This window comes from Enterobacter roggenkampii (genome assembly GCF_001729805.1).
Lineage (GTDB): Bacteria > Pseudomonadota > Gammaproteobacteria > Enterobacterales > Enterobacteriaceae > Enterobacter > Enterobacter roggenkampii.
This window is the reverse complement of the sequence record NZ_CP017184.1, coordinates 693000-719064: the sequence shown is the minus strand read 5'-3', so window position 1 is coordinate 719064 and position 26065 is coordinate 693000. Positions and strand designations below refer to the sequence as shown.

Here is a 26065-nt window from a genome sequence, read left to right as displayed (position 1 = left end):
CCCTTCATCATTCTAAAAAGGGGCTTATTTGAAGCCTTTCTTCTCTTTAATCAGCTCGTACGCTTTCTGAATTTCCTGCGCTTTTTGCTTCGCCATCTCCATCATTTCAGGCGGTAAGCCTTTTGCAACGAGCTTGTCTGGATGGTGCTCGCTCATGAGCTTACGATAGGCACGTTTGATAGTGGTCTGATCGTCAGAGGGTTTTACGCCAAGCACGTTGCAGGCATCTTCCAGCGTCGGACCACGCTGCGCCTGCTGCCAGGCACCGCCAGAAGACTGCTGGTGATACCCGCCGCCAAACTGCGCGCCACCCTGCATCATGCGCAGGAACTGATCGAACTGCATACGGGAGATACCCAGCTCTTCCGCAATCACGTATAAAACATCGCGTTCGTTAGGGTGAAGCGAGCCGTCGGCGAAGGCCGCCTGAATCTGAATTTCCAGAAACATCCGAATTAAATCAAAACGGCCGAAGCAGATACTGCGGAACTGGCGCATTTTTTCGCGAAGCGGGTAGTTATCGGATTTCCCGATGCGAAACGCATTTTGCGCCTCCAGGCGGGAGTCACCGTGCAGATTCATGCGATCCATAAAGACGCTGGCAATCTGAATATCGGCTTCCGTGACGCGCCCTTTGGATTTGGTTAAATGCCCCATCACCTCAAAAGTGGTGGAGAAAAAGAGTGACTGGCGCTCGCGCTGGTTGGCAAACCAGGCCATTTTACGGCTGCGCGCCTTATCAAACATATGGCCAATAATAAGCCCCAGCACTATTCCCCAGAACCCGGCACCCATGATGATGGCGAACGCAACGCCGATTATTTTACCCCAATACTGCATATACTCCCCGGATAGTCATATTCCTGGCCGACGCAACGTCATCATCACTGTGTTCAAGTCACGGTCAATTGAAGGACATCGCCTATAATTTGCTTTATCATACTCGTCATTCGATAGCGAGCCTAACACTCTGGCACGCAAACGGGCAGGATTAACGCTGGTACTGCGCAGATGAGTAAGATAGTCTCTGAGCGTTTGTAAGCCGTAGCCACTGATGACGGAACAATAAAATACAACGTATGAAAAAACGTATCCCCACCCTCCTGGCCACAATGATTGGCACCGCCCTGTACAGTCAACAGGGGCTGGCGGCCGATCTCGCCTCGCAGTGTATGCTTGGCGTCCCAAGTTATAATCGCCCACTGGTGAGTGGCGATACCAATAGCTTGCCGGTAACCATTACTGCCGACAGTTCAAAAGGGACTTATCCTGACAATGCCACCTTTACAGGCAATGTCGATATTAACCAGGGCAATAGCCGCCTGCAGGCAGATGAAGTGCAGTTGCACCAGAAGCAGCCGGAAGGTGCGGCCGAGCCGGTCCGAACGGTGGATGCGCTGGGTAATGTGCACTATGACGACAATCAGGTCATCCTGAAAGGTCCGAAAGCCTGGTCAAACCTGAATACCAAAGACACTAACGTCTGGAAAGGTGATTACCAGATGGTGGGTCGCCAGGGGCGCGGTGACGCAGACCTGATGAAACAGCGCGGTGAAAACCGCTATACGATCCTGGAAAATGGCACGTTCACGTCGTGTCTGCCGGGTTCAAATACCTGGAGCGTGGTCGGGAGCGAAGTTATCCATGACCGCGAAGAGCAGGTCGCTGAGATCTGGAACGCCCGCTTCAAGGTGGGTCCGGTCCCCATATTCTACAGCCCTTATCTGCAGCTTCCCGTGGGTGACAAACGTCGCTCCGGTTTCCTGATCCCGAATGCCAAATACAGCACCACGAACTACTTTGAGTTCTACCTGCCGTATTACTGGAACATCGCGCCTAACATGGATGCGACGATCACGCCGCACTATATCCACAAGCGCGGTAACGTCATGTGGGAGAACGAGTTCCGCTATCTGACTCAGGCAGGTGCGGGTCTGATGGAGCTGGATTATCTGCCGTCGGATAAAGTCTTCCAGGACGAGCATCCCACTGAAGGTGATAAGCACCGCTGGATGTATTTCTGGCAGCATTCCGGGGTGATGGATCAGGTGTGGCGTTTCAACGTCAATTACACCAAGGTCAGTGACCCGAACTACTTCAACGATTTTTCGTCAAAATACGGTTCGAGTACCGACGGTTATGCAACGCAGATCTTCAGCGTTGGCTATGCGGTGCAGAACTTCGATGCGACGGTAACCAGTAAGCAGTTCCAGGTGTTCTCAAGCCAGACGGCGAGTACCTATGGTGCCGAACCGCAGTTGGACGTTAACTGGTACCAGAATGACGTAGGGCCATTTGACACCCGTATTTATGGCCAGGCAGTGCATTTTGTAAACACCAATTCCTCTATGCCGGAAGCCACCCGTGTTCACCTGGAGCCCGTCATTAACCTTCCATGGTCGAATGACTGGGCTAGTCTGAACACGGAAGCTAAGCTGATGGCGACACACTATCAGCAGAAAAACATAGATGATTACAACGCGAACCCAAACAATACCGGTCACCTGGAAGAATCAGTAAACCGTACGCTTCCTCAGTTCAAAATGGACGGTAAGCTGATCTTCGAACGCGATATGGATCTTCTGGCGGATGGCTATACCCAGACGCTGGAGCCACGTATGCAGTATCTGTACGTGCCTTATCGCGATCAGAGCAACATCAATAACTACGACTCTTCTTTACTGCAGTCTGACTACAGTGGCCTGTTCCGCGACCGTACCTACGGTGGCCTTGACCGCATCGCATCAGCGAACCAGTTAACGACCGGGGTCACATCGCGCGTTTATGATGATGCTGCCGTTGAACGTTTTAACGTTTCTGTTGGTCAAATCTATTATTTCACCGAGTCTCGCACGGGCGATGACAACATTAAGTGGGAGAAAGATAATAAGACGGGTTCGCTGATTTGGGCTGGCGATACCTACTGGCGTATGACCGATCGTTGGGGCCTGCGTGGTGGCGTTCAGTATGACACCCGTCTCGACAATATCGCTAACAGCACGGCGGCTATAGAATATCGCCGGGATGAAGATCGGATGGTGCAATTGACCTATCGTTATGCCAGTCCCGAATATATTCAGGCGACATTACCAAACTATGGTACTGCCGAGCAGTATAAAGACGGTATTTCGCAGGTGGGTGGCGCAGCGAGTTGGCCTATCGCCGACCGTTGGTCAATCGTAGGCGCTTACTACTTTGACACTAACACCAATAAAGCTGCTGACCAGATGTTGGGGCTGCAATATAACTCCTGCTGCTACGCGCTGCGTGTTGGTTACGAACGTAAGCTTAACGGCTGGGAAAACAATCAGAGCAAATACGATAACGTGATTGGCTTTAACTTCGAGTTACGCGGCCTGAGTTCCAACTACGGTCTGGGTACGCAGAAAATGCTGCGCTCGAACATTCTGCCTTACCGCAGTTCCTTGTAATGTGCTTGATTTGCAACGTAATCCGCTTTGCGGTTAATTGAAATGGAAAAAGTATGAAGAACTGGAAAACGCTGCTGCTCGGTGTCGCTATGGTTGCGAATACCAGCTTCGCGGCCCCCCAGGTTGTTGATAAAGTCGCTGCTGTGGTTAACAACGGCGTCGTGCTTGAAAGTGACGTTGACGGTCTGATGAAATCGGTGAAGCTCAATTCGGGCGAAGCGGGTCAGCAGCTTCCGGATGACGCCACGCTGCGCCACCAGATCCTGGAACGCCTGATCATGGATCAGATCGTTCTTCAGATGGGGCAGAAAATGGGTGTGAAGGTCACTGACGAGCAGCTCGATCAGGCGATCGCTAACATCGCAAAGCAGAACAATATGTCTTTAGACCAGATGCGCAGCCGTCTGGCCTATGACGGCATCAGCTACGCTACCTATCGTAACCAGATCCGTAAAGAGATGCTGATTTCGGAAGTGCGTAACAACGAAGTGCGTCGCCGAGTCACTATCCTGCCTCAGGAAGTGGACGCGCTGGCAAAACAGGTGGGTAACCAGAACGATGCAAGCACAGAGCTGAACCTGAGCCACATTCTGATCCCACTGCCAGAGAACCCTACGTCCGATCAGGCTGCGGAAGCAGAAAGCCAGGCACGTTCAATTGTCGAGCAGGCGCGTAACGGCGGTGACTTTGGCAAGCTGGCCATCACCTACTCCGCAGACCAACAGGCGCTGAAAGGCGGCCAGATGGGCTGGGGACGTATTCAGGAGCTGCCATCCCTCTTTGCTCAGGCACTGAGCACGGCTAAGAAAGGCGATATCGTCGGTCCAATCCGTTCAGGCGTGGGCTTCCACATTCTGAAAGTGAACGATCTGCGCGGCCAGAGCCAAAATATCTCCGTTACCGAAGTTCACGCTCGCCACATTCTGCTGAAGCCGTCACCAATCATGACTGACGATCAGGCGCGTGCGAAGCTGGAACAGATTGCGGCAGATATTAAGAGCGGTAAAACCTCGTTTGCGAAAGCAGCAAAAGAGTTCTCTCAGGATCCTGGCTCTGCTAACCAGGGTGGCGATCTGGGCTGGGCAGCGGCGGATATTTACGATCCTGCCTTCCGTGACGCGTTGATGAAGCTGAACAAAGGCCAGATCAGCGCGCCGGTCCACTCTTCGTTTGGCTGGCATCTGATCGAGCTGATGGACACTCGTAACGTTGATAAAACGGATGCAGCACAGAAAGACAGAGCCTACCGCATGCTGTTTAACCGTAAGTTCTCTGAAGAAGCAGCCACCTGGATGCAGGAACAACGCGCCAGTGCTTACGTGAAAGTGCTGAGCAACTAATGAAACAGCATCGTGTTGTTATCACGCCCGGCGAACCCGCCGGGATTGGACCTGACCTCGTTGTCCAGCTTGCCCAGCGCAGCTGGCCAGTAGAACTGGTTGTCTGCGCCGATGCAACACTGTTACAAGACCGGGCAGCGATGCTCGGTCTGCCTTTAACGCTCATCCCTTACGTTGAAGGTCAACAGCCTGCACCGCAGCAAGCCGGTACCCTCACCCTTCTTTCTGTTCCCCTTCGTACGCCGGTCATTGCCGGCCAGCTCAGCACGGAAAACGGCCACTATGTCGTTGAAACCCTTGCGCGCGCCTGCGACGGTTGCCTGAAGGGCGAATTTGCCGCCCTGATTACCGGCCCCGTCCACAAAGGCGTCATCAACGAAGCGGGTATACCGTTTACCGGGCATACGGAGTTCTTTGAAGAGCGCTCGCACAGCCCGAAAGTGGTGATGATGCTGGCGACGGAAGAAATGCGCGTTGCGCTGGTGACCACCCATCTGCCGATCAAAGCGATTCCGGATGCGATCACGCCTGAACTCCTGCGCGAGATCATCGGGATTTTGCATCACGATCTGCAGACAAAATTTGGGATCTCGCAGCCGCATGTGCTGGTCTGCGGCCTGAATCCGCACGCCGGCGAAGGCGGGCACATGGGTACCGAAGAGATCGAGACCATCATTCCGGTACTCAACGAAATGCGGGCGAAGGGGATGAATCTCAGCGGTCCGCTGCCTGCTGATACCCTTTTCCAGCCGAAATACCTGGATAATGCCGACGCCGTGCTCGCGATGTACCACGATCAGGGCCTGCCCGTGCTAAAATACCAGGGCTTTGGCCGCGGCGTGAATATCACCCTCGGTTTACCCTTTATTCGAACGTCCGTTGACCACGGTACTGCGCTGGATCTGGCAGGCCAGGGGAAGGCGGATGTCGGCAGTTTTATTACGGCGCTTAATCTCGCCATCAAAATGATTGTTAATACTCAATGACTAATCGAGTCCATCAGGGCCACTTAGCCCGTAAACGTTTCGGGCAAAACTTCCTAAACGATCAGTTCGTGATCGAAAGCATTGTCTCGGCTATTAATCCGCAAAAAGGCCAGGCGATGGTCGAAATCGGCCCGGGTCTTGCCGCGCTGACCGAACCGGTAGGCGAGCGCCTCGACGAGCTGACCGTCATCGAACTGGACCGCGATCTGGCCGCACGCCTGCAAACGCACCCGTTCCTCGGGCCGAAGCTGACCATCTATCAGCAGGACGCCATGACCATGAACTTCGGCGAACTGTCAGAAAAAATGGGTCAGCCGCTGCGCGTATTCGGCAACCTGCCGTATAACATCTCCACACCGCTCATGTTCCACCTCTTTAGCTATACTGATGCCATTGCCGACATGCACTTCATGTTGCAAAAAGAGGTGGTTAACCGCCTGGTTGCAGGCCCGAACAGTAAAGCGTATGGTCGTTTAAGCGTGATGGCGCAATATTACTGCAACGTGATCCCGGTACTCGAAGTACCGCCGTCAGCGTTCACACCACCACCGAAAGTGGATTCAGCGGTTGTGCGCCTTGTGCCGCACAAAACGAAACCGTACCCGGTAAAAGATCTGCGTGTACTGAGCCGCATTACCACTGAAGCCTTTAACCAGCGTCGTAAAACGATCCGTAACAGCCTCAGCAATTCCTTCACCGTTGAGGTGCTAGCTGAGCTTGGGATCGACCCGGCAATGCGTGCGGAGAACATCTCCGTAGAGCAATACTGCAAGCTGGCTAATTACATCAGCGAAAATGCGCCGCCGAAGGAGAGTTAAGCCATGATTGATTCGCCCCGCGTATGTGTCCATGTACAAAGCGTTTATGTTGAATCACAGTCCTCACCGGATGAAGAACGTTTTGTCTTTGCTTACACCGTGACCATTCGCAATCTGGGGCGGACGTCCGTGCAGCTGCGCGGACGCTACTGGCTTATCACCAACGGCAATGGCCGCGAAATCGAAGTCCAGGGGGAAGGTGTGGTCGGTGAACAGCCTCATATCGCCCCTGGCGAAGAGTACCAGTACACCAGCGGCGCGGTGATTGAAACGCCGATGGGTACCATGCAAGGCCATTATGAAATGGTCGACGTCGATGGCAATGATTTCCTCGTTGCCATTCCTGTGTTCCGTCTCGCCGTAACCACACTCATTCATTAATCTAATGTCTACATATCTGATTGGCGACGTTCACGGTTGCTACGATGAACTGATCGCATTATTAAAACAGGTCGACTTTACGCCAGGACAGGACACACTCTGGCTGACGGGCGATTTAGTCGCGCGTGGCCCCGGCTCCCTTGAAGTATTACGTTTCGTCAAATCGCTAGGCGACAGCGTGCGCATGGTGCTGGGCAATCACGATCTGCATCTGCTGGCGGTGTTCGCCGGGATCAGCCGCAACAAGCCTAAAGATCGCCTCACCCCGCTGCTGGATGCGCCGGATGCCGACGATCTGATTAACTGGCTGCGCCGTCAGCCGCTGCTGCAGGTCGACGAAGAGAAAAAGCTGGTCATGGCGCATGCCGGGATCACGCCACAATGGGATCTTGAGACGGCGAAAACCTGTGCGCGCGACGTTGAGGCGGTGCTGGCGAGCGACTCCTATCCTTTCTTCCTCGATGCCATGTACGGCGATATGCCGAACCACTGGAGCGAGGGTCTCAGCGGTCTGGCGCGTCTGCGCTTTATTACCAACGCCTTCACCCGCATGCGTTTCTGCTTCCCGAACGGACAGCTGGACATGTATTCCAAAGAGACGCCGGAGAGCGCGCCCGCTCCGCTAAAACCGTGGTTTGCCATTCCGGGGCCGGTGACAAGTAAGTACAACGTGGTATTTGGTCACTGGGCTGCACTGGAAGGAAAAGGAACACCGGAAGGGATCTACGGTCTGGATACCGGATGCTGCTGGGGCGGAGAGTTAACCTGCTTACGCTGGGAAGATAAAACTTACTTTGTTCAGCCGTCCAACCGACAGCTGGACTTAGGGGAAGACGAGGCGGTTGCCTCCTGATATGCACTTCCCTCTCCCGGCCGGGAGAGGGAAAAAATCACTTAACGACGTTCCAGAATCTCGAAGCAGTAGCTGTGGGAGTTCTGTGCATCCGCGTCGTGGAATTCACTGAACACCGATTCCCACTCGTCCGGATCGTAGTCAGGGAAATGGGTATCCCCTTCCACTTCCGCATCAATGTGGGTCAGATACAGCTTCTGCGCTTTTGGCAGGAACTGCTCGTACACGCGCCCGCCGCCAATCACCATGATCTCTTCGGCATTGCCGCATGCAGCAATCGCCTCGTCGACTGATTTTACCCATTCGACGCGATCGTCAGTGCCCGGCTGGCTGCTGATAACGATATTTTTACGACCCGGCAATGGACGACCAATCGACTCCCAGGTCAGGCGGCCCATCACTACCGGCTTGTTTAACGTAGTACGTTTAAACCATGCGAGATCGGCAGGCAGGTTCCACGGCATGGCATTTTCCATACCGATAACGCGGTCCACCGCCAGCGCTGCAATCAGACTGATCATTGAAAATTTCCCGGATGCAAAAAATTGCCGCCACTATACGGAAAGCTTAATCTTTCGTCGACTGGCGGCAGGGTAAAGATAAAGAAATTTTTTATTATTGCTGGCAACTCCACTTCACGCGGAAGGTTTACTCTCCGGTTCGTCAGCCGGATCCCCGGTATGCTTGCCCTCTTCCGTTCCCTGCCAGCCGTGACGCTGGATCAGCGACAGGTGATTACGGTCCTCGTTAATGATTTCCGTCAGCATCGCGCTGGTGCGTTTAAACACCGCCGCACGCTCGGTGGCCGTACTCCCGGCCATCGCCGCCATCTCTTCGACCATCTCGGTGTTAAAGCGGCGGAACAGGTCCGCACGCTCGCGCGCTTCGTACGCGCCGAGCCCCAGATTTTCCAGCGCCATGCGGCCAGACTTCAGCGCACCTTCAAAGGTTTCACGCTCCGGTGCTTCTACCCCCGCCTGCCGCAGCCGGATATAGTGATCAACATCGCGGGCGCGTGAAATGATGGTCAGATTCGGGAAATGTTCTTTCGCCATTTCCACCATCTGCATGCTGGTCTCCGGATCGTCAATGGCGTTAATCAACACCTCCGCTTTTGCCGCCCCGGCAGATTCCAGCAGATCGACGCGGGTCGCGTCGCCGTAAAACACCTTCATATCAAATTTTCGCAGGGTATCGACATGGTCGGGGTCGTGATCGAGGATAACCATTTTCACTCCGCTGGACAGCAGCAGACGGCCAACGATCTGCCCGTAGCGGCCAAATCCGGCAATAATGACGCGCGGCTGCTCTTCGTCAATTTCATCGGCTTCGCGCTCCTGCTCGCTACCCGATTTTTCCAGACGCGTCAGCACCACCAGCAGAATAGGCGTCGCGGCCATCGACAGCGCGACCGCAAGCGTCAGCGCTTTCGCCCACTCTGGGTCGAGGACGTTTGCCATTTGTGCTGCGCCAAAGACCACAAACGCAAATTCACTCCCCTGCCCCAGCAGAACCGCAAACCAGCTGCGCTGCTTATTCGGCACCTTGAGCGGACGCGCAATCAGCCACAGCATCGCCATTTTAATGATCAGGAAGCCAACCAGCAGGATGACGATCCGCAGCGGGTGCGTCACCAGCGTGCCGAAGTCGACGGACATCCCCACGCCGATGAAAAACAGCCCCAGCAGCAAGCCTTTGAACGGCTCAATATCGCTTTCCAGCGCGTGACGGTATTCGGAACTCGCCAGCAGAACGCCTGCGAGGAACGCCCCCATCGCCATCGACAGCCCGGCTTCCTCCAGCAGCAAACCAAAGCCAAACACCAGGAAGAGCGCCACGGCGCTGAACACTTCGCGAAGGCCCGAGCGGGCAACGAACCGCAGCAGCGGACGGGTGACGTAGCGACCAAGCAGCACCACCAGCGCCAGCGCCCCCACCACTTTTAATGCCGACAGCGCAAACGCCCCCAGCGTCGTGGCGGAACCGCTGGCCGCCAGCAGTGGGATCATCGCCACCAGCGGGATAGCGGCAATGTCCTGGAACAGCAGCACCGAGAACGCGCTGCGTCCCATCTGGGAGACCGTCAGATTGCGCTCGTTCATGGCCTGCATGGCAATGGCGGTCGAGGAGAGCGCCAGCGTCATGCCGATAAGCTCTGCCACTTTCCAGTCCATGCCCAGCAGGATGCAGAACCCACCCAGCAGCAGGCCGCAGGCCACCATCTGCAGCGCCCCGCCGCCAAACACCGAGGCGCGAAGCTTCCACAGGCGCTGCGGATCGAGTTCCAGACCAATCACAAAGAGCATCAGTACAACGCCGATTTCAGCGAAATGGAGGATTGCCTCTGCATCCGTCACCAGTCGAAAGCCCCACGGCCCAATGACGCAGCCCGCAATCAGATAGCCGAGAACAGAGCCCAGTCCCAGGCGAACCGCCACGGGTACAATCAGCGCCGCCGCGCCGAGGTATATCAGCGCCTGTATCAGCGTATGGCTATCCATGGTGCGCCTCCTGCCACTCAAGTAAGCGTTGTTTATAATGGCGCGCCTGCGCCTGCAGCGTTTCATCGTCGCAGACAAAGGTGCAGTGCATCGCAAAAGGCGGGAGCCAGTTCAGCCCGCAATAAAGTGCGGTCGCCTGCAGCGGCTGTGCCAGAACCTCAAACCCCGGGAAGGAACCAATATCAAAGTGGCTTTCCCCTCCACCCGTGGTGACCGCCCACATCAGGCTTTTCCCATTTAGCGCATTGCCGTTGTGGCCGTAAGCCCAGCCGTGGGAGAAGACTTTATCAATCCACAATTTCAGGAGTGGGGGCGTGCTGTACCACTGCATAGGATGCTGCCAGACGATCAGATCGGCACGGGAGAGCGCCTCCTGTTCGGCGGCAATATCGATGTTGAAATCGGGATAGAGTTGATAGAGGGAACGTATCTCGACGTTTTCAAGCGTCCTTACCTGCTCAAGCATCCGCTTATTCGCATGCGAGTGCTGCGGATAGGGGTGCGCATAAATTATGAGTATCATCAAATGGCCTGTCTTCTTCTCTTCTTGTAGCAGTGAGTGTAGACAGTTAACCCGCCCGGTGAAAGGGGCGCAGCAGCCATGAAAAGGAAAGCGCAGCTATTGGTAATCATCATTCGTTGGACGATTTTTCCTCTCCAAAAAATCCAGGATGTGAATATCTCACTTCAATCCATATAGGAATGAGATATTTTAAGAAAATCTAAAATAATTATTTAATAAATCGATCTATACATAAAACATTGAAAAAATAATAATTTTACGCTCTTTGTAGCGAGCTCATTCTTTTTCTCCGCATACTGACGTGATTTTAATACGTCGTATCGCGCCTTTCTAATTCAAATGGATGTGTAAATGAGCAACAAAAATTTCAGACTCAATAAAACGACTAAAACTCTGGGAAGTCTCTTTCCTGCCCTATTGTTATTCACCCCCGCCGTCGCTTTTGCCAGCACGATTGACCAATCAACCTCAATTCCACAAAACTTCTCCACCGACGCTGAATACGTCATTAATAAAGACGTTACGATAACCTCTTCCGGGAATGAAGCTGCCGTCTCCGTTACAGGATTTAACGTAAAAACGGTCACCAACCAGGGTAATATTTCTGGAATGGAAAATGGTCTGGAGATTAATACTCGTGCGCAACATGTCATTATTAATAACGATCTCAACGCAAATATTACATCTACAACTGGCAACGCCATTAACATCGAGTCAATGCTGGGAGATTTAAATAATGAGGGGAATATTTCCGGTTCTGAAAATGGAATCTTTGTCAGTGAGTCCTCTTCTGCAATAAATATTAACAACAAGTCATCGGGAGTGATAAAAGGCAAGACAGGTATCAACGCCCAAACAGGTGCCGGTATAAATAACAGCGGTACAATAAGCGGTACAAGTGACAATGGTATTACCGTGAGCGAAGGCAATTCAAAAATCACCAATACTGGAACCGTTCAGGGTGCGCAAAACGGCATCAACGTAACGGATACGGCGAAAGTTGATATCATTAACAACGGTTCGATCGGTGGTGGCGGTACGGCTATTACGTTTGCCAGCAGCAAAAATAATACGTTGGTGCTTGACACTGGCTCGTCACTGAAAGGCGACGTCATTTCGAGCATCTCTAAAGGAAATACGATAACCCTGGCAGGAACCGGCACAGAAGACAGCAATTTTGTTGGCTTATCGGAAGGCGATGGCTTTGCTTCTTTAGAAATGGACGGCGAAAGCTGGGCGCTCTCAGGGAATATCGACATTATCGGTTCTGGCAATTCGCTGCTGGTTAACAGCGGTGATTTAATCCTGTCGGGGAATGTGTCTAATGCAGGTACGACTCTCGTTGCCAAAGATGCTTCTCTCCAGCTGGGTGATGGTACGAAAACCGCGACGCTGAGTGGTGGACTGACCAACAACGGCACACTTATTTTTAATCAGGGCAGTAATACGGCGTTCGCCACCGGCATTACCGGTAGCGGCAATGTTGAAAAAGTGGATTCCAACACCCTGACGCTAACCGGCAAAAACACCTACACGGGTGATACCGTTCTGCATAGCGGCACCACGCTGGTCGCTGTTGGTTCAACGCTTGGTACAAAGAGTAGCAACGCGACGATTACTGTCGAAAATGGCGCTCAGTTTGCCACTGCTGGCGAAGTAAACGACAATATCAACATCCTCACGGGTGGTACGCTGGCAGCATGGAATGCGATTCAGGGTAACGATACGCTGAGCGTTTCAGGTATCGATACGGTCAACGGCAACGTCACCAATGGTGGCACACTGTTACTCAGCGCCGCCAATCACAGCGTTGGCAATAATTTCACTATTAACGGCGACTATACCGGCTCTGCGGGCAGTCAGATCGTGATGAACAGTACCCTGGGTGAAGACAACTCGCCAACCGATCATCTCACCATTACCGGCAGCAGCTTTGGCCAGTCCGACGTCAGCGTGAACAACATTGGCGGCCTGGGCGCGCAAACCGTTAACGGCATGGAAATTGTCAGCATTGGCGGCAGCTCCGAAGCCAAGTTGACCCTTGCCAAACCGGTGGTTGCCGGTGCGTGGGAATATAATCTCTATCAGCACAGCAACGGCAACTGGTACCTGGAGTCAAAGGCCACGCCTTCCGATGAACCGTCTGATAATACCGACAACGGTGGTAACACCGACAACGGCAGCAATAGCGGTCCCGAAGTCATGGCTCCTGAGGTCGGCGCTTACTTAGGTAACTACCTTGCCGCGCAGAGCATGTTCCTGCACAAGCGTGACGATCGCGATCAGATCACCTTCCGTAACGAGGAAGATCTCAACACCTGGATGTACGTCAAAGGTCGCTACCATGAAAACAATGCGGGCGGTGACAAAGTCAGCTATGACACCACCACCACTGTCCTTCAGGTAGGCAGCGACTTCATGAGTAAGCCAATGGACAACGGCATCCTGCGTGCGGGTGGCATGTTCGGGGCAGGCCAGGCGAAGACCCACTCTGATGCAAAACACAACGTACGTGATGCGCAGGGCAAAGTGGATGGCTTTAACGTCGGCCTGTATGCAACCTGGCAGGAAGATCAGAAGCTGCGTCTGGGCAGCTACGTTGATACCTGGGCCGCCTATAGCTGGTACAACAATAAAGTGACCAGCAACCGTAATGATGAAGATTACGACAGTGAGGGCTTCGCGGCATCCGTCGAAGTGGGCCATGCATGGGTGATTGATTCAGAAAATGAGCGCACCTGGAAAATCGAACCTCAGGCGCAGGTTATCTACAGCTATCTGGATCAGGAAAACCATACCGATCGCGACGGCGTGCGGATTACCACGCTGGACAACGACGGTCTGTTTGGTCGTCTGGGCGTCAAATCAAGCTACTTCGAACAGAAAGACGTGAAAGCCTGGCAGCCGTACGTTGCCGTGAACTGGCTGAAAGGCGCAGGTCAGAACGATCTGGCGTTTAACGGCGAGGCCGTCAGCAACGATACGCCGGAAGATCGTGGTCAGTTAGAGCTGGGCGTCACCGGCAACCTGAACGAAACCACGACGCTCTCCCTGCGCGCCAGCGGCGAGTGGGGTGAGAACAGCTATGCTGCTTATGGCGGTCATATCCTGCTGAACCACCGCTGGTAATCGTTCCTGAAAGACTAAAAGCCGTGGCAAACGCCACGGCTTTTTTTATTAGTTATCCAGCTCGCCCATTGATTTCACCTGATCGCGGTTGATCTGCTCGGTCTGACCCGTTTCCGCATTTTTATACGACACCAGACCGGTATCGTCATCGACCTGTGGTTTTCCGTCGGTGACAATGGTTTTGCCATCGGTGGTTTTCACTGCCTGGTTAGAGGAACAGCCCGCGACGGTAAACGTTGCAGTGGCGGCAATAAGGGTGGCGATCAGTAATTTATTTTGCATGGTGTTTTCCCCTGCTCTCAGTTGAATTTCGTTATCGACCTAACAATTTTAGGCTAACTGACTGAAAGAGGATGAAAAACCAGAAGGTTCTGAAGATGGGGTGAATGCCCGGCAACCGAACGGCACCGGGCATTTTTACTTACTTGCTAATCTGCGCGTGCATTTCCTGAACCGAAATCACCTTCTCGGTGGCATCCGCGTTCAGCGCCATGGCCGTTGCGAAACCGCCGTTCAGGGTGGTGTCGTAATGCACTTTGTACTGCAGCGCGCTGCGGCGAATCAGCTTGGAGTCTTCAATCGCCTGGCGGCCTGCGGTGGTGTTGATGATGTAGGTGTATTCGCCATTCTTGATACGATCCTGAATGTGCGGACGACCTTCATGCACCTTGTTCACCAGACGCGGGTTGATACCCGCTTCGCCCAGCACAATTGCCGTACCGTGGGTCGCGTCCAGCTCAAAGCCCTGCTTCAGCAGCTTGGCCGCAAGGTCAACCACGCGCTCTTTATCGCCTTCGCGAACAGAGAGCAGCGCACGGCCCGATTTTCTCATGGTGGAGCTGCTGCCCAGCTGCGCCTTCGCAAACGCTTCTGCGAAGGTACGGCCCACGCCCATCACTTCCCCGGTTGAGCGCATTTCTGGCCCTAACAGCGGGTCAACGCCCGGGAATTTGTTGAACGGCAGCACCACTTCTTTCACCGAGTAGTACGGTGGAATGATCTCTTTGGTCACGCCCTGCTGTGCCAGCGTCTGGCCTGCCATCACGCGCGCCGCCACTTTCGCCAGCGGAATACCGGTGGCTTTAGAGACGAACGGGACGGTACGTGCCGCACGCGGGTTGACTTCAATCAGGTAGACTTCGTTATCTTTCACCGCGAACTGGACGTTCATCAGGCCGCGAACCTGCAGCTCGAAGGCCAGCTTCTGCACCTGCTGGCGCATCACGTCCTGAATTTCCTGGCTCAGGGTGTACGCTGGCAGAGAACAGGCGGAGTCGCCGGAGTGTACGCCCGCCTGCTCGATATGCTCCATGATGCCGCCAATCAGCACCATTTCGCCGTCGCAGATGGCGTCAACGTCCACTTCTACCGCATCGTCGAGGAAGCGGTCAAGCAGCACTGGCGCATCGTTGGAGACGCTCACCGCCGTCTGGAAGTAGCGGCGCAGGTCGGCTTCGTCGTAGACGATTTCCATCGCGCGGCCGCCCAGCACATAAGAAGGACGCACCACCAGCGGGTAGCCAATCTCTTTCGCCTTCTCTACGGCCTGTTCGATGGCCGTCACCGTGGCGTTCGCCGGCTGTTTCAGCTTCAGACGGTCAACCGCCTGCTGGAAACGCTCGCGGTCTTCCGCGCGGTCAATCGCGTCCGGGCTGGTACCGATAACCGGCACGCCCGCCGCTTCCAGCGCGCGCGCCAGCTTCAGCGGAGTCTGGCCGCCGTACTGCACGATAACGCCTTTTGGCTTCTCGATGCGCACGATTTCCAGCACATCTTCCAGGGTAACCGGCTCGAAGTAGAGGCGGTCGGAGGTGTCGTAGTCGGTGGAGACGGTTTCCGGGTTACAGTTGACCATGATGGTCTCGTAACCGTCTTCACGCAGCGCCAGCGAGGCGTGTACGCAGCAGTAGTCGAACTCGATGCCCTGGCCGATACGGTTTGGACCGCCGCCCAGCACCATAATCTTGTCGCGGTCAACTGACGGATTCGCTTCGCACTCGTCTTCATAGGTGGAGTACATGTACGCGGTGTCGGTAGAAAACTCTGCCGCACAGGTATCGACGCGCTTGTAAACCGGGTGCAGGTCATACTGGTCGCGCAGCTTGCGGATTTCCGCTTCGCGCACGCCCGCCAGCTTAGCCAGACGCGCGTCGGCGAAGCCTTTACGCTTCAGCATGCGCAGGAAGTCTGCGTCCAGGCCGTTGATGCCCAGCTCTGCCACTTTCTCTTCCAGACGCACCAGCTCTTCAATCTGTACCAGGAACCAGCGGTCGATGTTGGTCAGGTTGAACACGCCGTCGACGGACAGGCCGGCACGGAAGGCATCGGCGATGTACCAGATGCGCTCCGCACCCGCGTCTTTCAGCTCGCGGCGGATTTTGGTCAGCGCTTCAGGGTCGTCCAGGCTCACTTTCGGGTCAAAGCCGGTCGCGCCCACTTCGAGGCCGCGCAGCGCTTTCTGCAGGGATTCCTGCTGCGTGCGGCCAATCGCCATCACTTCACCGACGGATTTCATCTGGGTGGTCAGACGGTCGTTCGCGCCAGCGAATTTCTCAAAGTTAAAGCGTGGAATTTTGGTCACAACGTAGTCGATGGACGGCTCGAAGGACGCAGGGGTGCGGCCACCGGTGATGTCGTTCATCAGCTCGTCGAGGGTATAACCCACCGCCAGTTTCGCCGCCACTTTCGCAATCGGGAAGCCGGTCGCTTTAGAGGCCAGCGCGGAGGAACGGGACACGCGCGGGTTCATTTCGATAACAATCAGACGGCCGGTTTTCGGGTTCACGGAGAACTGCACGTTAGAACCGCCGGTTTCCACGCCGATTTCACGCAGTACCGCCATCGAGGCGTTACGCATGATTTGGTACTCTTTGTCGGTCAGCGTCTGGGCTGGCGCAACGGTGATGGAGTCGCCGGTGTGGATACCCATCGCATCGAAGTTTTCGATGGAGCAGACGATGATGCAGTTGTCGTTTTTATCACGCACCACTTCCATCTCGTACTCTTTCCAGCCAATCAGCGATTCATCAATCAGCAGCTCTTTGGTTGGGGAAAGATCCAGACCGCGTTCGCAAATCTCTTCGAACTCTTCGCGGTTGTAGGCAATACCGCCGCCGGTGCCGCCCATGGTGAACGATGGACGGATGATGCACGGATAGCCCACCTCAGCCGCAACGGCCAACGCCTCTTCCATGTTGTGTGCGATACCGGAACGCGCGGTGTCGAGGCCGATTTTCTTCATCGCCACGTCGAAGCGGCGACGGTCTTCGGCTTTATCAATCGCGTCGGCGGTCGCGCCAATCATGGTCACGCCGAACTCGGCCAGCACGCCCTGACGCTCCAGCTCCAGCGCGCAGTTCAGCGCCGTCTGGCCGCCCATGGTTGGCAGCACCGCGTCCGGACGCTCTTTTTCGATGATTTTACGCACCACTTCCCAGTGAATCGGCTCGATGTAGGTTGCATCAGCCATTTCCGGGTCGGTCATGATGGTCGCCGGGTTAGAGTTCACCAGGATAACGCGGTAGCCCTCTTCACGCAGGGCTTTACACGCCTGCGCGCCGGAGTAGTCGAATTCACAGGCCTGGCCGATGACGATCGGGCCAGCGCCAAGGATCAGGATGCTTTTTATGTCTGTACGTTTTGGCATTGTCTTCTCGGCTCCTGATTATTTAGCGGTCTTACGGTATTGCTCGATAAGTTCGATGAAGTGATCGAACAGCGGCGCGGCGTCGTGTGGGCCCGGGCTCGCTTCCGGGTGGCCCTGGAAGCTGAATGCTGGCTTATCGGTACGATGAATCCCCTGCAGGGTGCCATCGAACAGCGACTTATGGGTCACGCGCAGGTTAGCCGGCATTGAGGCTTCATCGACGGCAAAGCCGTGGTTCTGCGCGGTGATCATCACCGTGTTGTTATCGATGTCTTTCACCGGGTGGTTACCACCGTGGTGGCCGAACTTCATCTTGACGGTGTTCGCACCGCTCGCCAGCGCCAGCAGCTGATGGCCGAGGCAGATGCCGAATACCGGGATATCGGTTTCCAGGAAGGACTTAATGGCGGCGATGGCGTAATCGCACGGCGCCGGGTCGCCAGGACCGTTGGACAGGAAAATACCGTCCGGATTCATCTTCAACACGTCTTCGGCAGACGTTTGTGCAGGCACCACCGTCAGGCGGCAGCCGCGGTCAACCAGCATGCGCAGGATGTTGCGCTTGGCGCCAAAATCGTAGGCCACCACGTGGAACGGCAGCTCGCTCTCTTTTTTCGCTTCCGGCAGGTCGCCTTCCAGCGTCCAGCTACCCTGAGTCCAGCTGTAGGCTTCAGCGGTAGTCACTTCTTTCGCCAGGTCCATGCCGTTCAGGCCCGGGAAAGCTTTCGCTTTTTCCAGCGCCAGCGTCGCATCGAGGTTATCACCTGCGATGATGCAGCCGTTCTGTGCACCCTTCTCGCGCAGCAGACGCGTTAACTTACGGGTATCGATATCGGCAATCGCCACGATGTTATGGCGCTTCAGGTAAGAAGAGAGATCTTCAGTGTTGCGGAAGTTGCTGGCAATCAGCGGCAGGTCACGAATGACAAGGCCTTGCGCATGTACCTGAGAGGATTCTTCGTCAGCCGCATTGGTGCCGACATTGCCGATATGAGGATAAGTAAGAGTAACGATTTGGCGAGAATAGGAAGGATCAGTGAGGATTTCTTGATAACCGGTCATTGAAGTATTGAAAACGACTTCCCCAACCGCCGAACCCGTTGCCCCTATGGCCCGACCGATAAACTGGGTTCCGTCTTCCAGAACCAATAGCGCTGACTTAATCAAAACACCCTCCAGAGAATATTCACTCACTTTATTTGCATATTAATTCATAACCATGTCATGGATCAATGCAAATGTGTTGCCAGCGGATTTTTGGCAAACGGCGGCATTCTGGAGATTTGGTGGGTAAAAGTCAACTTAAAACCGATATTTTGTTTAGTCTTTTGCGTATCTGGCGAGGCGAGTGAAGCTTAAGCGACAAAAAGATCAGGTAAATCACGGCGGAAAACGCTTGCGCGCCGGGTTTAATGAAAAATGAGTCGACGAAGCATCAAAAAGTGGACCAAATGGTCAAAATTTACATTTCAGTAACGAGAATCAAGAGGAACAGCTATACTTTCAAGGCTAAATGAACAAAATAATCACGAAACAGATAAAATAAAAGGGCAATAAATTATTGCCCTATGCAATCAAGTAATTACGACTGCAATAACCACATCACGATGGGTAATAATGCTTACAAATTGTTGAGATCCAGCACATCTCTCATATCAAAAAGACCATTTTTCTTCTCTTTAAGCCACAAAGCGGATCGAACGGCACCATTGGCAAACGTCATTCGGCTGGACGCTTTATGCGTAATTTCGACGCGCTCGCCAATATCGGCGAACATCGCGGTATGTTCGCCGACGATGTCACCCGCCCGGACGGTTGCGAAACCAATGGTGCCTGGCACGCGCTCCCCGGTGTGGCCTTCGCGGGCATAGACCGCACAGTCTTTTAAATCTTTATCAAGTGCATGAGCAATCGCTTCGCCCATCGCCAGCGCCGTGCCGGATGGCGCATCAACCTTATAGCGGTGGTGAGCTTCAACAATCTCAATATCGGTGTAGTTGCCCATCACCTTCGCGGCCTTCTCCAGCAGCTTCAGCATGACGTTAACCCCCACGCTAAAGTTTGCGGCGAAGACAATCGCAATCTCTTTGGATGCATCCTGGATAGCCTGCTTGCCCGCATCGTCAAAACCGGTGGTGCCGATCACCATCCCCTTGCCGTGCTGGCGGCAAAATGCCAGATGCGCGAGCGTCCCTTCCGGGCGGGTAAAATCGATGAAGACATCGAAGTCCTCTTTAACCGCATCCAGGCTGCTTTGTACGGTGACGCCGGTCTTTCCCGCGCCCGCCAGCTCGCCAGCATCGGTCCCCAGAAGTGATGAACCGTCACGCTCCAGCGCCGCGCCAAGTGCTACGCCATCCATCTGAAGTGCCGCCTGAATCAGCTGACGGCCCATACGTCCACCCGCGCCCGCAATGGCGACACGGATCTGTGCATCATGCATAGTTATTCTCTTACGTTAAAATGATGTAAACCGTTTTCAGATTAACCAGCCTTTCTGAGCACTGCCAACTGAAAACACCAATAATTAGAATTTAACGTGAAACCGACTTAAATATCAGTAAAAGACATGATTTTGTCGTCACGATAAAGTAACGGGTAAAAAAAAGGCCAGCACAGGAGGTGCTGGCCTTTCATCAGAAAAGGGACTATTCGACTTCGCGGGCGTCGATTCTCAGTTCTTTCGGCACTTCGAAAACAATGTTCTCTTCACGTCCTTCCAGCGGCACCGCTTCGCCGCCGCCCAGCTCCTGCAGGCGGGAAATGACGTTTTGTACCAGAATATCCGGCGCGGACGCCCCGGCCGTCACGCCAACGCAGGCCGCGTCTTTAACCCACGCTTCCTGAATATCCGTGGCATCGTCGATCAGGAACGCCGCTTTGCCCATTCGCTGTGCCAGTTCAGCCAAACGGTTAGAGTTGGAGGAGTTCTTAGAGCCGACCACCAGCACCACGTCCGCCTGTTCAGCCAGCGCGCGCACCGCTTCCTGACGATTAGTGGTGGCGTAGCAGATGTCATCCTTGCGCGGCCCGACGATTTTCGGGAAGCGCTGACGCAGGGCGTCAATCACGTCTGAGGTATCGTCGACGGAGAGCGTGGTCTGGGTCATAAACGACAGGCGCGCTTCGTTTTTCACGTTCAGCGTCAGGACATCTTCCGGCGACTCCACCAGATACATTCCCCCTTCCGGGTTGCTGTACTGGCCCATGGTGCCTTCGACTTCCGGATGCCCGGCATGGCCAATCAGAATCGACTCTTCACCACGACGGCTGGCGCGCGCCACTTCCATATGCACCTTGGTCACCAATGGGCAGGTGGCATCGAAGACGGTCAGATCGCGACTTTTCGCTTCGTTACGGACCGCCTGAGAGACGCCGTGCGCGGAGAAGATCAGGATCGCACCGTCAGGCACTTCGCTGATCTGCTCGATAAAGATGGCACCGCGTTCGCGCAGGCTGTCGACCACGTAGCGGTTATGCACCACTTCGTGACGCACATAAATCGGCGCGCCGTAAATCTCCAGCGCGTTTTCAACAATGCTGATAGCGCGGTCTACACCGGCGCAAAAGCCGCGCGGGTTAGCCAACAGGATCTGCATTTCAGGCCTCCAGTACCGGATCGATTTCCAGCACTTCAACATCAAAATGAACGGTACGCCCGGCAAGCGGATGGTTGAAGTCAACGGTAATCGAGTCACCGTTGATTTCGCGGATCACGCCAGGCATTTCGCTGCCGTCCATAGCGGTAAAGAGCATAATTGCCCCGATCTCCGGTTCACCCGCGTCCATAAACTCACGACGGGAGAAGTACTGGATCAGATCCGGGCTCGGGACACCAAACGCGGCATCCGGCTCCAGCGAAAAGGCTTTTTTCTCACCCTCTTTCAGACCGAGAAGCTGCTGCTCAAGACCTTCAGACAGGGAGGTATCGCCAAGACGAAACAGGGCCGGTTTGCCGTTGTTGCGGGTGGATTCGGCCGTTGAGCCGTCATCCAGCTTCAGCGTAAAGTGAACGAGAACCGCGCTGTTGCTCTGTACGGATTTAGACATGCAAATTGCTCGCTTGTTTTGGGTCACCTGTTGCCCGGTGGCGCTACGCTTACCGGGCCTACGGGAAGCCACAAATTCTGTAGGCCGGGTAAGCGTAGCGCCACCCGGCATTGATGCTTACGCCTGCTCTTTCGCAGCGGGTTTAGGCAAGAAGCCTTCCAGCACGATTAACGCCGCACCGATGCAAATGGCGCTATCAGCGAGGTTAAAGGTCGCGAAGTGCCAGTCGCCGACGTAGAAGTCGATCATATCGACCACAAAGCCGTGCCACAGGCGATCAAACAGGTTGCCCAGCGCGCCGCCAATGATCAGCGCGTAGGCGATGTTATTCAGCTTTTGCGTTGCCTTCGAGCGGTACATCAGCACCGCCAGGATCACGCAGATACCGAGAGCGATACCCGCAAAGAACCAGCGCTGCCAGCCACCGCTGTCAGCAAGGAAACTGAACGCCGCACCGTAGTTGCGCGCGTAGTGCAGGTTAAGCGACGGGAACAGCGGCACCGTCTCCCCCAGAGCGAAATTCTGGAGGATCAGGAACTTGCTGCCCAGATCGATAATCAGCACCACCACAACCAGCCACAGCCAGCGCAGTCCTGTTAAACAGAGAGTTTTACTCATCAGGCAAACTTACGTTTTTCGCCGTCACCGGCGACGTTGCTTACACAGCGTCCGCAGATGTCTGCGTGTTCCGCCACCTGACCGACATCGGTGGTGTAATGCCAGCAACGCGGGCATTTCTCACCGTCGGCTTTGCTCAGCGCGACTTTCAGTCCTTTGAGCAGTTCGCTCTGCTGAGCATCAGCAGACGCGTGAGCATAATCCGCAACTTTCGCACCGGAGGTCAACAGGACAAATCGTAATTCATCGCCCAGCGCCGTCAGCTTCGCCGCCAGCTCTGGCTCCGCGTACAGGGTCACCGCCGCTTCCAGAGAGCCACCGACTTTCTTGTCAGCACGCGCCTGCTCGATAACCTTGTTCACTTCGCCACGCACTTTCAGCAGCTCGTCCCAGAAGGCATCGTTCATCGCTTCGGTGCTGGAGAGATCGAACAGACCTTCGTACCACTCGCCCGTGAAGACATACTTCTCACGATCGCCCGGCAGGTAACCCCAGATTTCATCCGCGGTGAAGGACATGATCGGCGCCATCCAGCGTACCAGCGCTTCTGCGATATGGAACAGCGCGGTCTGGCAGCTGCGACGCGCCACGCTGTCCGCTTTCGCGGTGTACTGGCGGTCTTTGATGATGTCGAGGTAGAACGAGCCCATCTCGATGGAGCAGAAGCGCATCAGGCGCTGCACCACTTCGTGGAAGTCATAAGACTCATAGGCCTTCAGGATATCTTCCTGCGCCGCTTTCGCGCAGCCTACCGCCCAGCGGTCCAGCACCACCATCTCTTCCGGTTTCACCATGTCTTTTGCCGGATCAAACCCGTTCAGGTTCGCCAGCAGGAAGCGCGCGGTGTTACGGATACGACGATAGCTGTCGGCAGCGCGTTTCAGGATCTCGTCAGACACCGCCATTTCGCCGGTGTAGTCGGTCGACGCCACCCACAGACGCAGAATGTCTGCGCCCAGCTTGTTCATCACGTCCTGCGGAGAAACGGTGTTACCGATGGATTTGGACATCTTACGGCCCTGACCATCCACGGTGAAACCGTGAGTCAGTACCTGACGGTAAGGCGCTTTACCCTTCATGGCGGTAGAGATCATCAGAGATGACATGAACCAGCCGCGGTGTTGGTCAGACCCTTCCAGATACATATCGGCAGCGTGACCGGCAAATTCCGGACGCACGTCAACCACGGAGGAGTGGGTAGACCCGGAATCGAACCATACGTCCAGGGTATCCGGCACTTTCTCGTAGTTATCCGCATCAGCGCCCAGGATGTCACGGGCGTCGAGATCCCACCACGCCTGGATGCCGTCAACTTCGACGCGCTTCGCCACTTCTTCCATCAGTTCCAGGGTGTTCGGGTGCAGCTCATGCGTCTCTTTATGCACGAACAGCGACATCGGCACGCCCCAGGTACGCTGACGGGAGATACACCAGTCAGGACGGTTAGCCACCATGGATTCGATACGCGCCTGGCCCCAGTCCGGGATCCACTGCACGCCTTTGATCTCTTTCAGAGACTGCTCGCGCAGGCCTTTCTGATCCATGCTGACGAACCACTGCGGAGTCGCACGGAAGATGATTGGCGTCTTATGACGCCAGCAGCACGGATAGCTGTGCTGCATTTTTTCAACGTGCAGCAGCGCGCCGCTGGTGCGCAGCATGTCGACAATAATGTCGTTCGCTTTGAAGACGTTGATACCGTCCAGCGCCGGGTAGGCGCCAGGCAGGTAGGAACCGTCCGGCCCCACCGGGTTAGCGATTTCCAGACCGTACTTCAGGCTGATGTTGTAGTCGTCAGGACCGTGGCCACCGGCGGTATGTACCGCACCGGTACCCGCGTCCAGCGTTACGTGGTCGCCCAGGATCGCCGGAACGTCGAAGTCCAGGAACGGGTGTTTGAAGCGCATCAGCTCCAGCGCGTCGCCTTTTACTGTGCCCAGCACGGTGTAATCGGCGATGTTCGCGCGCTTCAGCACGCTTTCAACCAGATCTTTCGCCAGGATAACCGCCTGGCCGTCAATCTGCACCAGCGCGTATTCGAATTCACCGGACAGGGAGATCGCGCGGTTGGCTGGCAGGGTCCACGGGGTGGTGGTCCAGATCACCAGCGAGATCGGGCCGTTAACGGACGACACGCCAAATTTAGCTTTCACCGCATCCTGATCGACGGCATGGAAGGCTACGTCGATAGATGGAGAGGTTTTGTCGTAATACTCCACTTCCGCTTCTGCCAGCGCAGAACGGCAGTCCACGCACCAGTGCACCGGCTTCGCGCCTTTGTGCAGGTGGCCGTTACCGATGATTTTGCCCAGCGCACGGATGATGTTGGCTTCGGTTTTGAAGTCCATGGTCAGGTACGGATGCGACCAGTCGCCCAGTACGCCCAGACGGATGAAGTCAGCGCGCTGACCGTCAACCTGGGTGGCTGCGTATTCGCGGCACTTCGCACGGAACTCAGCGGCGGTGAATTTTTCACCAGGCTTGCCAAATTCCTGCTCAACTTTCAGCTCGATTGGCAGGCCGTGGCAGTCCCAGCCCGGAACGTAAGGCGAGTCATATCCCGCGAGTCCTTTGGACTTCACGATAATGTCTTTCAGAATCTTGTTTACAGAGTGACCAATATGAATGCTGCCATTCGCATAGGGAGGGCCATCATGCAGAATGAAGGTTTTTTTGCCTTTTTTGGCTGCACGAATGATGCCGTACAGGTCATCATCGGTCCAACGCGCCAGCATTCCCGGTTCACGCTTGGCGAGATCGCCGCGCATCGGGAACCCTGTTTCCGGCAAATTCAGGGTTGATTTATAGTCACTCATCAGATTCTCGGTTCCGTATTTATCACGTAGGCAGTTAAGCCGGGTTCAAAGCCCAAAAAACTCGCGGGCTGTTAATTCATCTCGCGCAATTTGCGCTTTGAGTTCATCCAGCGAACCAAATCGCTGCTCGTTGCGTATTTTTTTACGCAGTATCACATCTATATGGCGACCATACAGGTCCATTACAACGTCCAGCAGGTGCACTTCTAGCTGTTGACGCACACCGGCAACGGTCGGACGCGTGCCAATATTGGCGACGCCGTAGAACGGCTTATCGCCCAGTCCTGCCACTTCTACCGCATAGACCCCTTTAACCGGGGAAACCTGACGACGCAGCGGTATATTCGCCGTCGGGAAACCTATCGTGCGGCCCAGCGCATCGCCATGGACCACGCGACCAGAGATGGTGAACGGATGTCCCAGCAGGTTTTCTGCCGTATCCAGTTCATCGTTGGCCAGCGCCTGCCGCACTGCCGTGCTGCTGACGCGCACGCCGCCTTCACAGAAGGTCATCGCGCTGGTGACGTCAAAACCGTACTCCAGACCAGCCTTCTGTAATAGCAAGAAATCACCCTGACGACCAGCGCCAAAGCGGAAATCATCGCCCACGGCAAGAAACTGCACGCCAAGACGCTTCGCCAGCAGGTCGCTGACGAAATTTTGTGCTGTCAGCGCGGCAAAGCGGCGATCGAAACGTACGCACAATACATAGTCCACGCCGGACTCAGCCAGATAGCGCAACTTCTCGCGCAGGCGTGTAAGACGGGCGGGAGATTTATCGCCCGCAAACAGCTCCAGCGGCTGCGGTTCGAAAATCATCACTACAACGGGCAGGCCGCGGGCCTCCCCTTCTTTACGCAATCCCTGCAACAGCGCCTGATGACCACGATGCACGCCGTCGAAATTACCAATGGTCAGCACGCACCCGTGCGGGGCTCTGCTGAGATTATGTATGCCGCGTATCAGCTTCATG

21 protein-coding genes are annotated in these 26065 nt (G+C 55.1%); 7 read left to right on the top strand and 14 right to left on the bottom strand.

The features are described 5' to 3' along the window. Nucleotides 1-24: 24 nt before the first annotated feature. Entirely contained in the window at nucleotides 25-840 is an 816-nt protein-coding gene (gene djlA / locus BFV67_RS03330) for a co-chaperone DjlA (RefSeq protein WP_008502016.1), read from the bottom strand. A gap of 239 nt (nucleotides 841-1079) precedes the next feature. Between djlA and lptD the strand changes: the two genes are divergently transcribed. Genes lptD through apaH form a run of 6 tightly spaced genes read left to right on the top strand, consistent with a single transcriptional unit; the run spans nucleotide 1080 to nucleotide 7809 of the window. Further along, a complete protein-coding gene (gene lptD / locus BFV67_RS03325) occupies nucleotides 1080-3431 on the top strand; it encodes an LPS assembly protein LptD (protein WP_008502017.1) in 2352 nt (783 codons plus the stop codon). A 53-nt stretch (nucleotides 3432-3484) separates the two neighbouring features. Then, the gene (gene surA, locus BFV67_RS03320; RefSeq protein ID WP_008502018.1) at nucleotides 3485-4771 is read left to right on the top strand and encodes a peptidylprolyl isomerase SurA; all 1287 of its coding nucleotides are present in this window, start codon (nucleotides 3485-3487) and stop codon (nucleotides 4769-4771) included. Continuing rightward, complete coding sequence (gene pdxA / locus BFV67_RS03315; protein ID WP_069597868.1) at nucleotides 4771-5757, top strand: 4-hydroxythreonine-4-phosphate dehydrogenase PdxA; 987 nt, start codon at nucleotides 4771-4773, stop codon at nucleotides 5755-5757. The genes surA and pdxA overlap by 1 nt, the downstream gene beginning before the upstream one ends. Then, complete coding sequence (gene rsmA / locus BFV67_RS03310) at nucleotides 5754-6575, top strand: 16S rRNA (adenine(1518)-N(6)/adenine(1519)-N(6))-dimethyltransferase RsmA (RefSeq protein WP_008502020.1); 822 nt, start codon at nucleotides 5754-5756, stop codon at nucleotides 6573-6575. Before pdxA ends, rsmA begins: the two co-directional genes overlap by 4 nt. 3 nt (nucleotides 6576-6578) lie before the next feature. Beyond that, a complete protein-coding gene (apaG, locus tag BFV67_RS03305) occupies nucleotides 6579-6956 on the top strand; it encodes a Co2+/Mg2+ efflux protein ApaG (protein WP_069597867.1) in 378 nt (125 codons plus the stop codon). A gap of 4 nt (nucleotides 6957-6960) precedes the next feature. Then, nucleotides 6961-7809, top strand: a complete 849-nt coding sequence (apaH, locus tag BFV67_RS03300) for a bis(5'-nucleosyl)-tetraphosphatase (symmetrical) ApaH (protein ID WP_069597866.1) — start codon at nucleotides 6961-6963, stop codon at nucleotides 7807-7809. Between the two features lie 41 nt (nucleotides 7810-7850). Here apaH and folA read toward each other — a convergent pair whose 3' ends face one another. The 4 genes from folA to BFV67_RS24560 form a co-directional block, all read right to left on the bottom strand. Next, nucleotides 7851-8330, bottom strand: coding sequence for a type 3 dihydrofolate reductase (gene folA / locus BFV67_RS03295; RefSeq protein WP_008502023.1), 480 nt, complete (start codon nucleotides 8328-8330; stop codon nucleotides 7851-7853). Between the two features lie 114 nt (nucleotides 8331-8444). Next, entirely contained in the window at nucleotides 8445-10310 is a 1866-nt protein-coding gene (kefC, locus tag BFV67_RS03290; protein ID WP_023345417.1) for a glutathione-regulated potassium-efflux system protein KefC, read from the bottom strand. Continuing rightward, nucleotides 10303-10833, bottom strand: coding sequence for a glutathione-regulated potassium-efflux system oxidoreductase KefF (gene kefF, locus BFV67_RS03285; protein WP_045353204.1), 531 nt, complete (start codon nucleotides 10831-10833; stop codon nucleotides 10303-10305). Before kefF ends, kefC begins: the two co-directional genes overlap by 8 nt. Before the next feature lie 335 nt (nucleotides 10834-11168). Next, nucleotides 11169-11738 (bottom strand): hypothetical protein, encoded by a 570-nt coding sequence (locus tag BFV67_RS24560; protein ID WP_235610616.1) that lies wholly within the window; start codon nucleotides 11736-11738, stop codon nucleotides 11169-11171. A 10-nt stretch (nucleotides 11739-11748) separates the two neighbouring features. Here BFV67_RS24560 and BFV67_RS03280 point away from each other — a divergent pair, with 10 nt between their 5' ends. Next, on the top strand, nucleotides 11749-13962 hold the full coding sequence (locus BFV67_RS03280; RefSeq protein ID WP_235610614.1) for an autotransporter family protein: 2214 nt from the start codon (nucleotides 11749-11751) through the stop codon (nucleotides 13960-13962). Nucleotides 13963-14010: 48 nt separating this feature from the next. Here the strand turns inward: BFV67_RS03280 and BFV67_RS03275 are convergent, their stop codons facing one another. From BFV67_RS03275 to ribF, 9 genes are all read right to left on the bottom strand, one after another. Then, nucleotides 14011-14244, bottom strand: a complete 234-nt coding sequence (locus BFV67_RS03275) for a YgdI/YgdR family lipoprotein (protein WP_069597865.1) — start codon at nucleotides 14242-14244, stop codon at nucleotides 14011-14013. A 139-nt stretch (nucleotides 14245-14383) separates the two neighbouring features. Beyond that, complete coding sequence (gene carB / locus BFV67_RS03270) at nucleotides 14384-17608, bottom strand: carbamoyl-phosphate synthase large subunit (protein WP_008502028.1); 3225 nt, start codon at nucleotides 17606-17608, stop codon at nucleotides 14384-14386. A gap of 18 nt (nucleotides 17609-17626) precedes the next feature. Beyond that, nucleotides 17627-18775, bottom strand: coding sequence for a glutamine-hydrolyzing carbamoyl-phosphate synthase small subunit (gene carA, locus BFV67_RS03265; RefSeq protein ID WP_010427050.1), 1149 nt, complete (start codon nucleotides 18773-18775; stop codon nucleotides 17627-17629). A gap of 454 nt (nucleotides 18776-19229) precedes the next feature. Then, nucleotides 19230-20051 carry a 4-hydroxy-tetrahydrodipicolinate reductase gene (gene dapB, locus BFV67_RS03260; RefSeq protein ID WP_008502030.1) on the bottom strand — a complete coding sequence of 274 codons (822 nt, stop codon included), beginning with the start codon at nucleotides 20049-20051 and terminating at the stop codon, nucleotides 19230-19232. Between the two features lie 205 nt (nucleotides 20052-20256). After that, nucleotides 20257-21207 (bottom strand): 4-hydroxy-3-methylbut-2-enyl diphosphate reductase, encoded by a 951-nt coding sequence (gene ispH, locus BFV67_RS03255; RefSeq protein ID WP_032654909.1) that lies wholly within the window; start codon nucleotides 21205-21207, stop codon nucleotides 20257-20259. Between the two features lies 1 nt (nucleotide 21208). Continuing rightward, nucleotides 21209-21658 carry an FKBP-type peptidyl-prolyl cis-trans isomerase gene (gene fkpB / locus BFV67_RS03250; RefSeq protein WP_008502033.1) on the bottom strand — a complete coding sequence of 150 codons (450 nt, stop codon included), beginning with the start codon at nucleotides 21656-21658 and terminating at the stop codon, nucleotides 21209-21211. 117 nt (nucleotides 21659-21775) lie between these two features. Next, the gene (gene lspA / locus BFV67_RS03245; RefSeq protein ID WP_069597864.1) at nucleotides 21776-22276 is read right to left on the bottom strand and encodes a signal peptidase II; all 501 of its coding nucleotides are present in this window, start codon (nucleotides 22274-22276) and stop codon (nucleotides 21776-21778) included. Continuing rightward, complete coding sequence (gene ileS / locus BFV67_RS03240) at nucleotides 22276-25092, bottom strand: isoleucine--tRNA ligase (protein ID WP_069597863.1); 2817 nt, start codon at nucleotides 25090-25092, stop codon at nucleotides 22276-22278. The genes lspA and ileS overlap by 1 nt, the downstream gene beginning before the upstream one ends. A gap of 45 nt (nucleotides 25093-25137) precedes the next feature. Further along, nucleotides 25138-26064, bottom strand: a complete 927-nt coding sequence (ribF, locus tag BFV67_RS03235; RefSeq protein WP_069597862.1) for a bifunctional riboflavin kinase/FAD synthetase — start codon at nucleotides 26062-26064, stop codon at nucleotides 25138-25140. Nucleotide 26065 lies beyond the last annotated feature (1 nt).

Coding starts and splice junctions, on each gene's coding strand:
- djlA (WP_008502016.1), bottom strand. CDS start 840: ATGCAGTATTGGGGTAAAATAATCGGCGTTGCGTTCGCCATCATCATG.
- lptD (WP_008502017.1), top strand. CDS start 1,080: ATGAAAAAACGTATCCCCACCCTCCTGGCCACAATGATTGGCACCGCC.
- surA (WP_008502018.1), top strand. CDS start 3,485: ATGAAGAACTGGAAAACGCTGCTGCTCGGTGTCGCTATGGTTGCGAAT.
- pdxA (WP_069597868.1), top strand. CDS start 4,771: ATGAAACAGCATCGTGTTGTTATCACGCCCGGCGAACCCGCCGGGATT.
- rsmA (WP_008502020.1), top strand. CDS start 5,754: ATGACTAATCGAGTCCATCAGGGCCACTTAGCCCGTAAACGTTTCGGG.
- apaG (WP_069597867.1), top strand. CDS start 6,579: ATGATTGATTCGCCCCGCGTATGTGTCCATGTACAAAGCGTTTATGTT.
- apaH (WP_069597866.1), top strand. CDS start 6,961: ATGTCTACATATCTGATTGGCGACGTTCACGGTTGCTACGATGAACTG.
- folA (WP_008502023.1), bottom strand. CDS start 8,330: ATGATCAGTCTGATTGCAGCGCTGGCGGTGGACCGCGTTATCGGTATG.
- kefC (WP_023345417.1), bottom strand. CDS start 10,310: ATGGATAGCCATACGCTGATACAGGCGCTGATATACCTCGGCGCGGCG.
- kefF (WP_045353204.1), bottom strand. CDS start 10,833: ATGATACTCATAATTTATGCGCACCCCTATCCGCAGCACTCGCATGCG.
- BFV67_RS03275 (WP_069597865.1), bottom strand. CDS start 14,244: ATGCAAAATAAATTACTGATCGCCACCCTTATTGCCGCCACTGCAACG.
- carB (WP_008502028.1), bottom strand. CDS start 17,608: ATGCCAAAACGTACAGACATAAAAAGCATCCTGATCCTTGGCGCTGGC.
- dapB (WP_008502030.1), bottom strand. CDS start 20,051: ATGCATGATGCACAGATCCGTGTCGCCATTGCGGGCGCGGGTGGACGT.
- ispH (WP_032654909.1), bottom strand. CDS start 21,207: ATGCAGATCCTGTTGGCTAACCCGCGCGGCTTTTGCGCCGGTGTAGAC.
- fkpB (WP_008502033.1), bottom strand. CDS start 21,658: ATGTCTAAATCCGTACAGAGCAACAGCGCGGTTCTCGTTCACTTTACG.
- lspA (WP_069597864.1), bottom strand. CDS start 22,276: ATGAGTAAAACTCTCTGTTTAACAGGACTGCGCTGGCTGTGGCTGGTT.
- ileS (WP_069597863.1), bottom strand. CDS start 25,092: ATGAGTGACTATAAATCAACCCTGAATTTGCCGGAAACAGGGTTCCCG.
- ribF (WP_069597862.1), bottom strand. CDS start 26,064: ATGAAGCTGATACGCGGCATACATAATCTCAGCAGAGCCCCGCACGGG.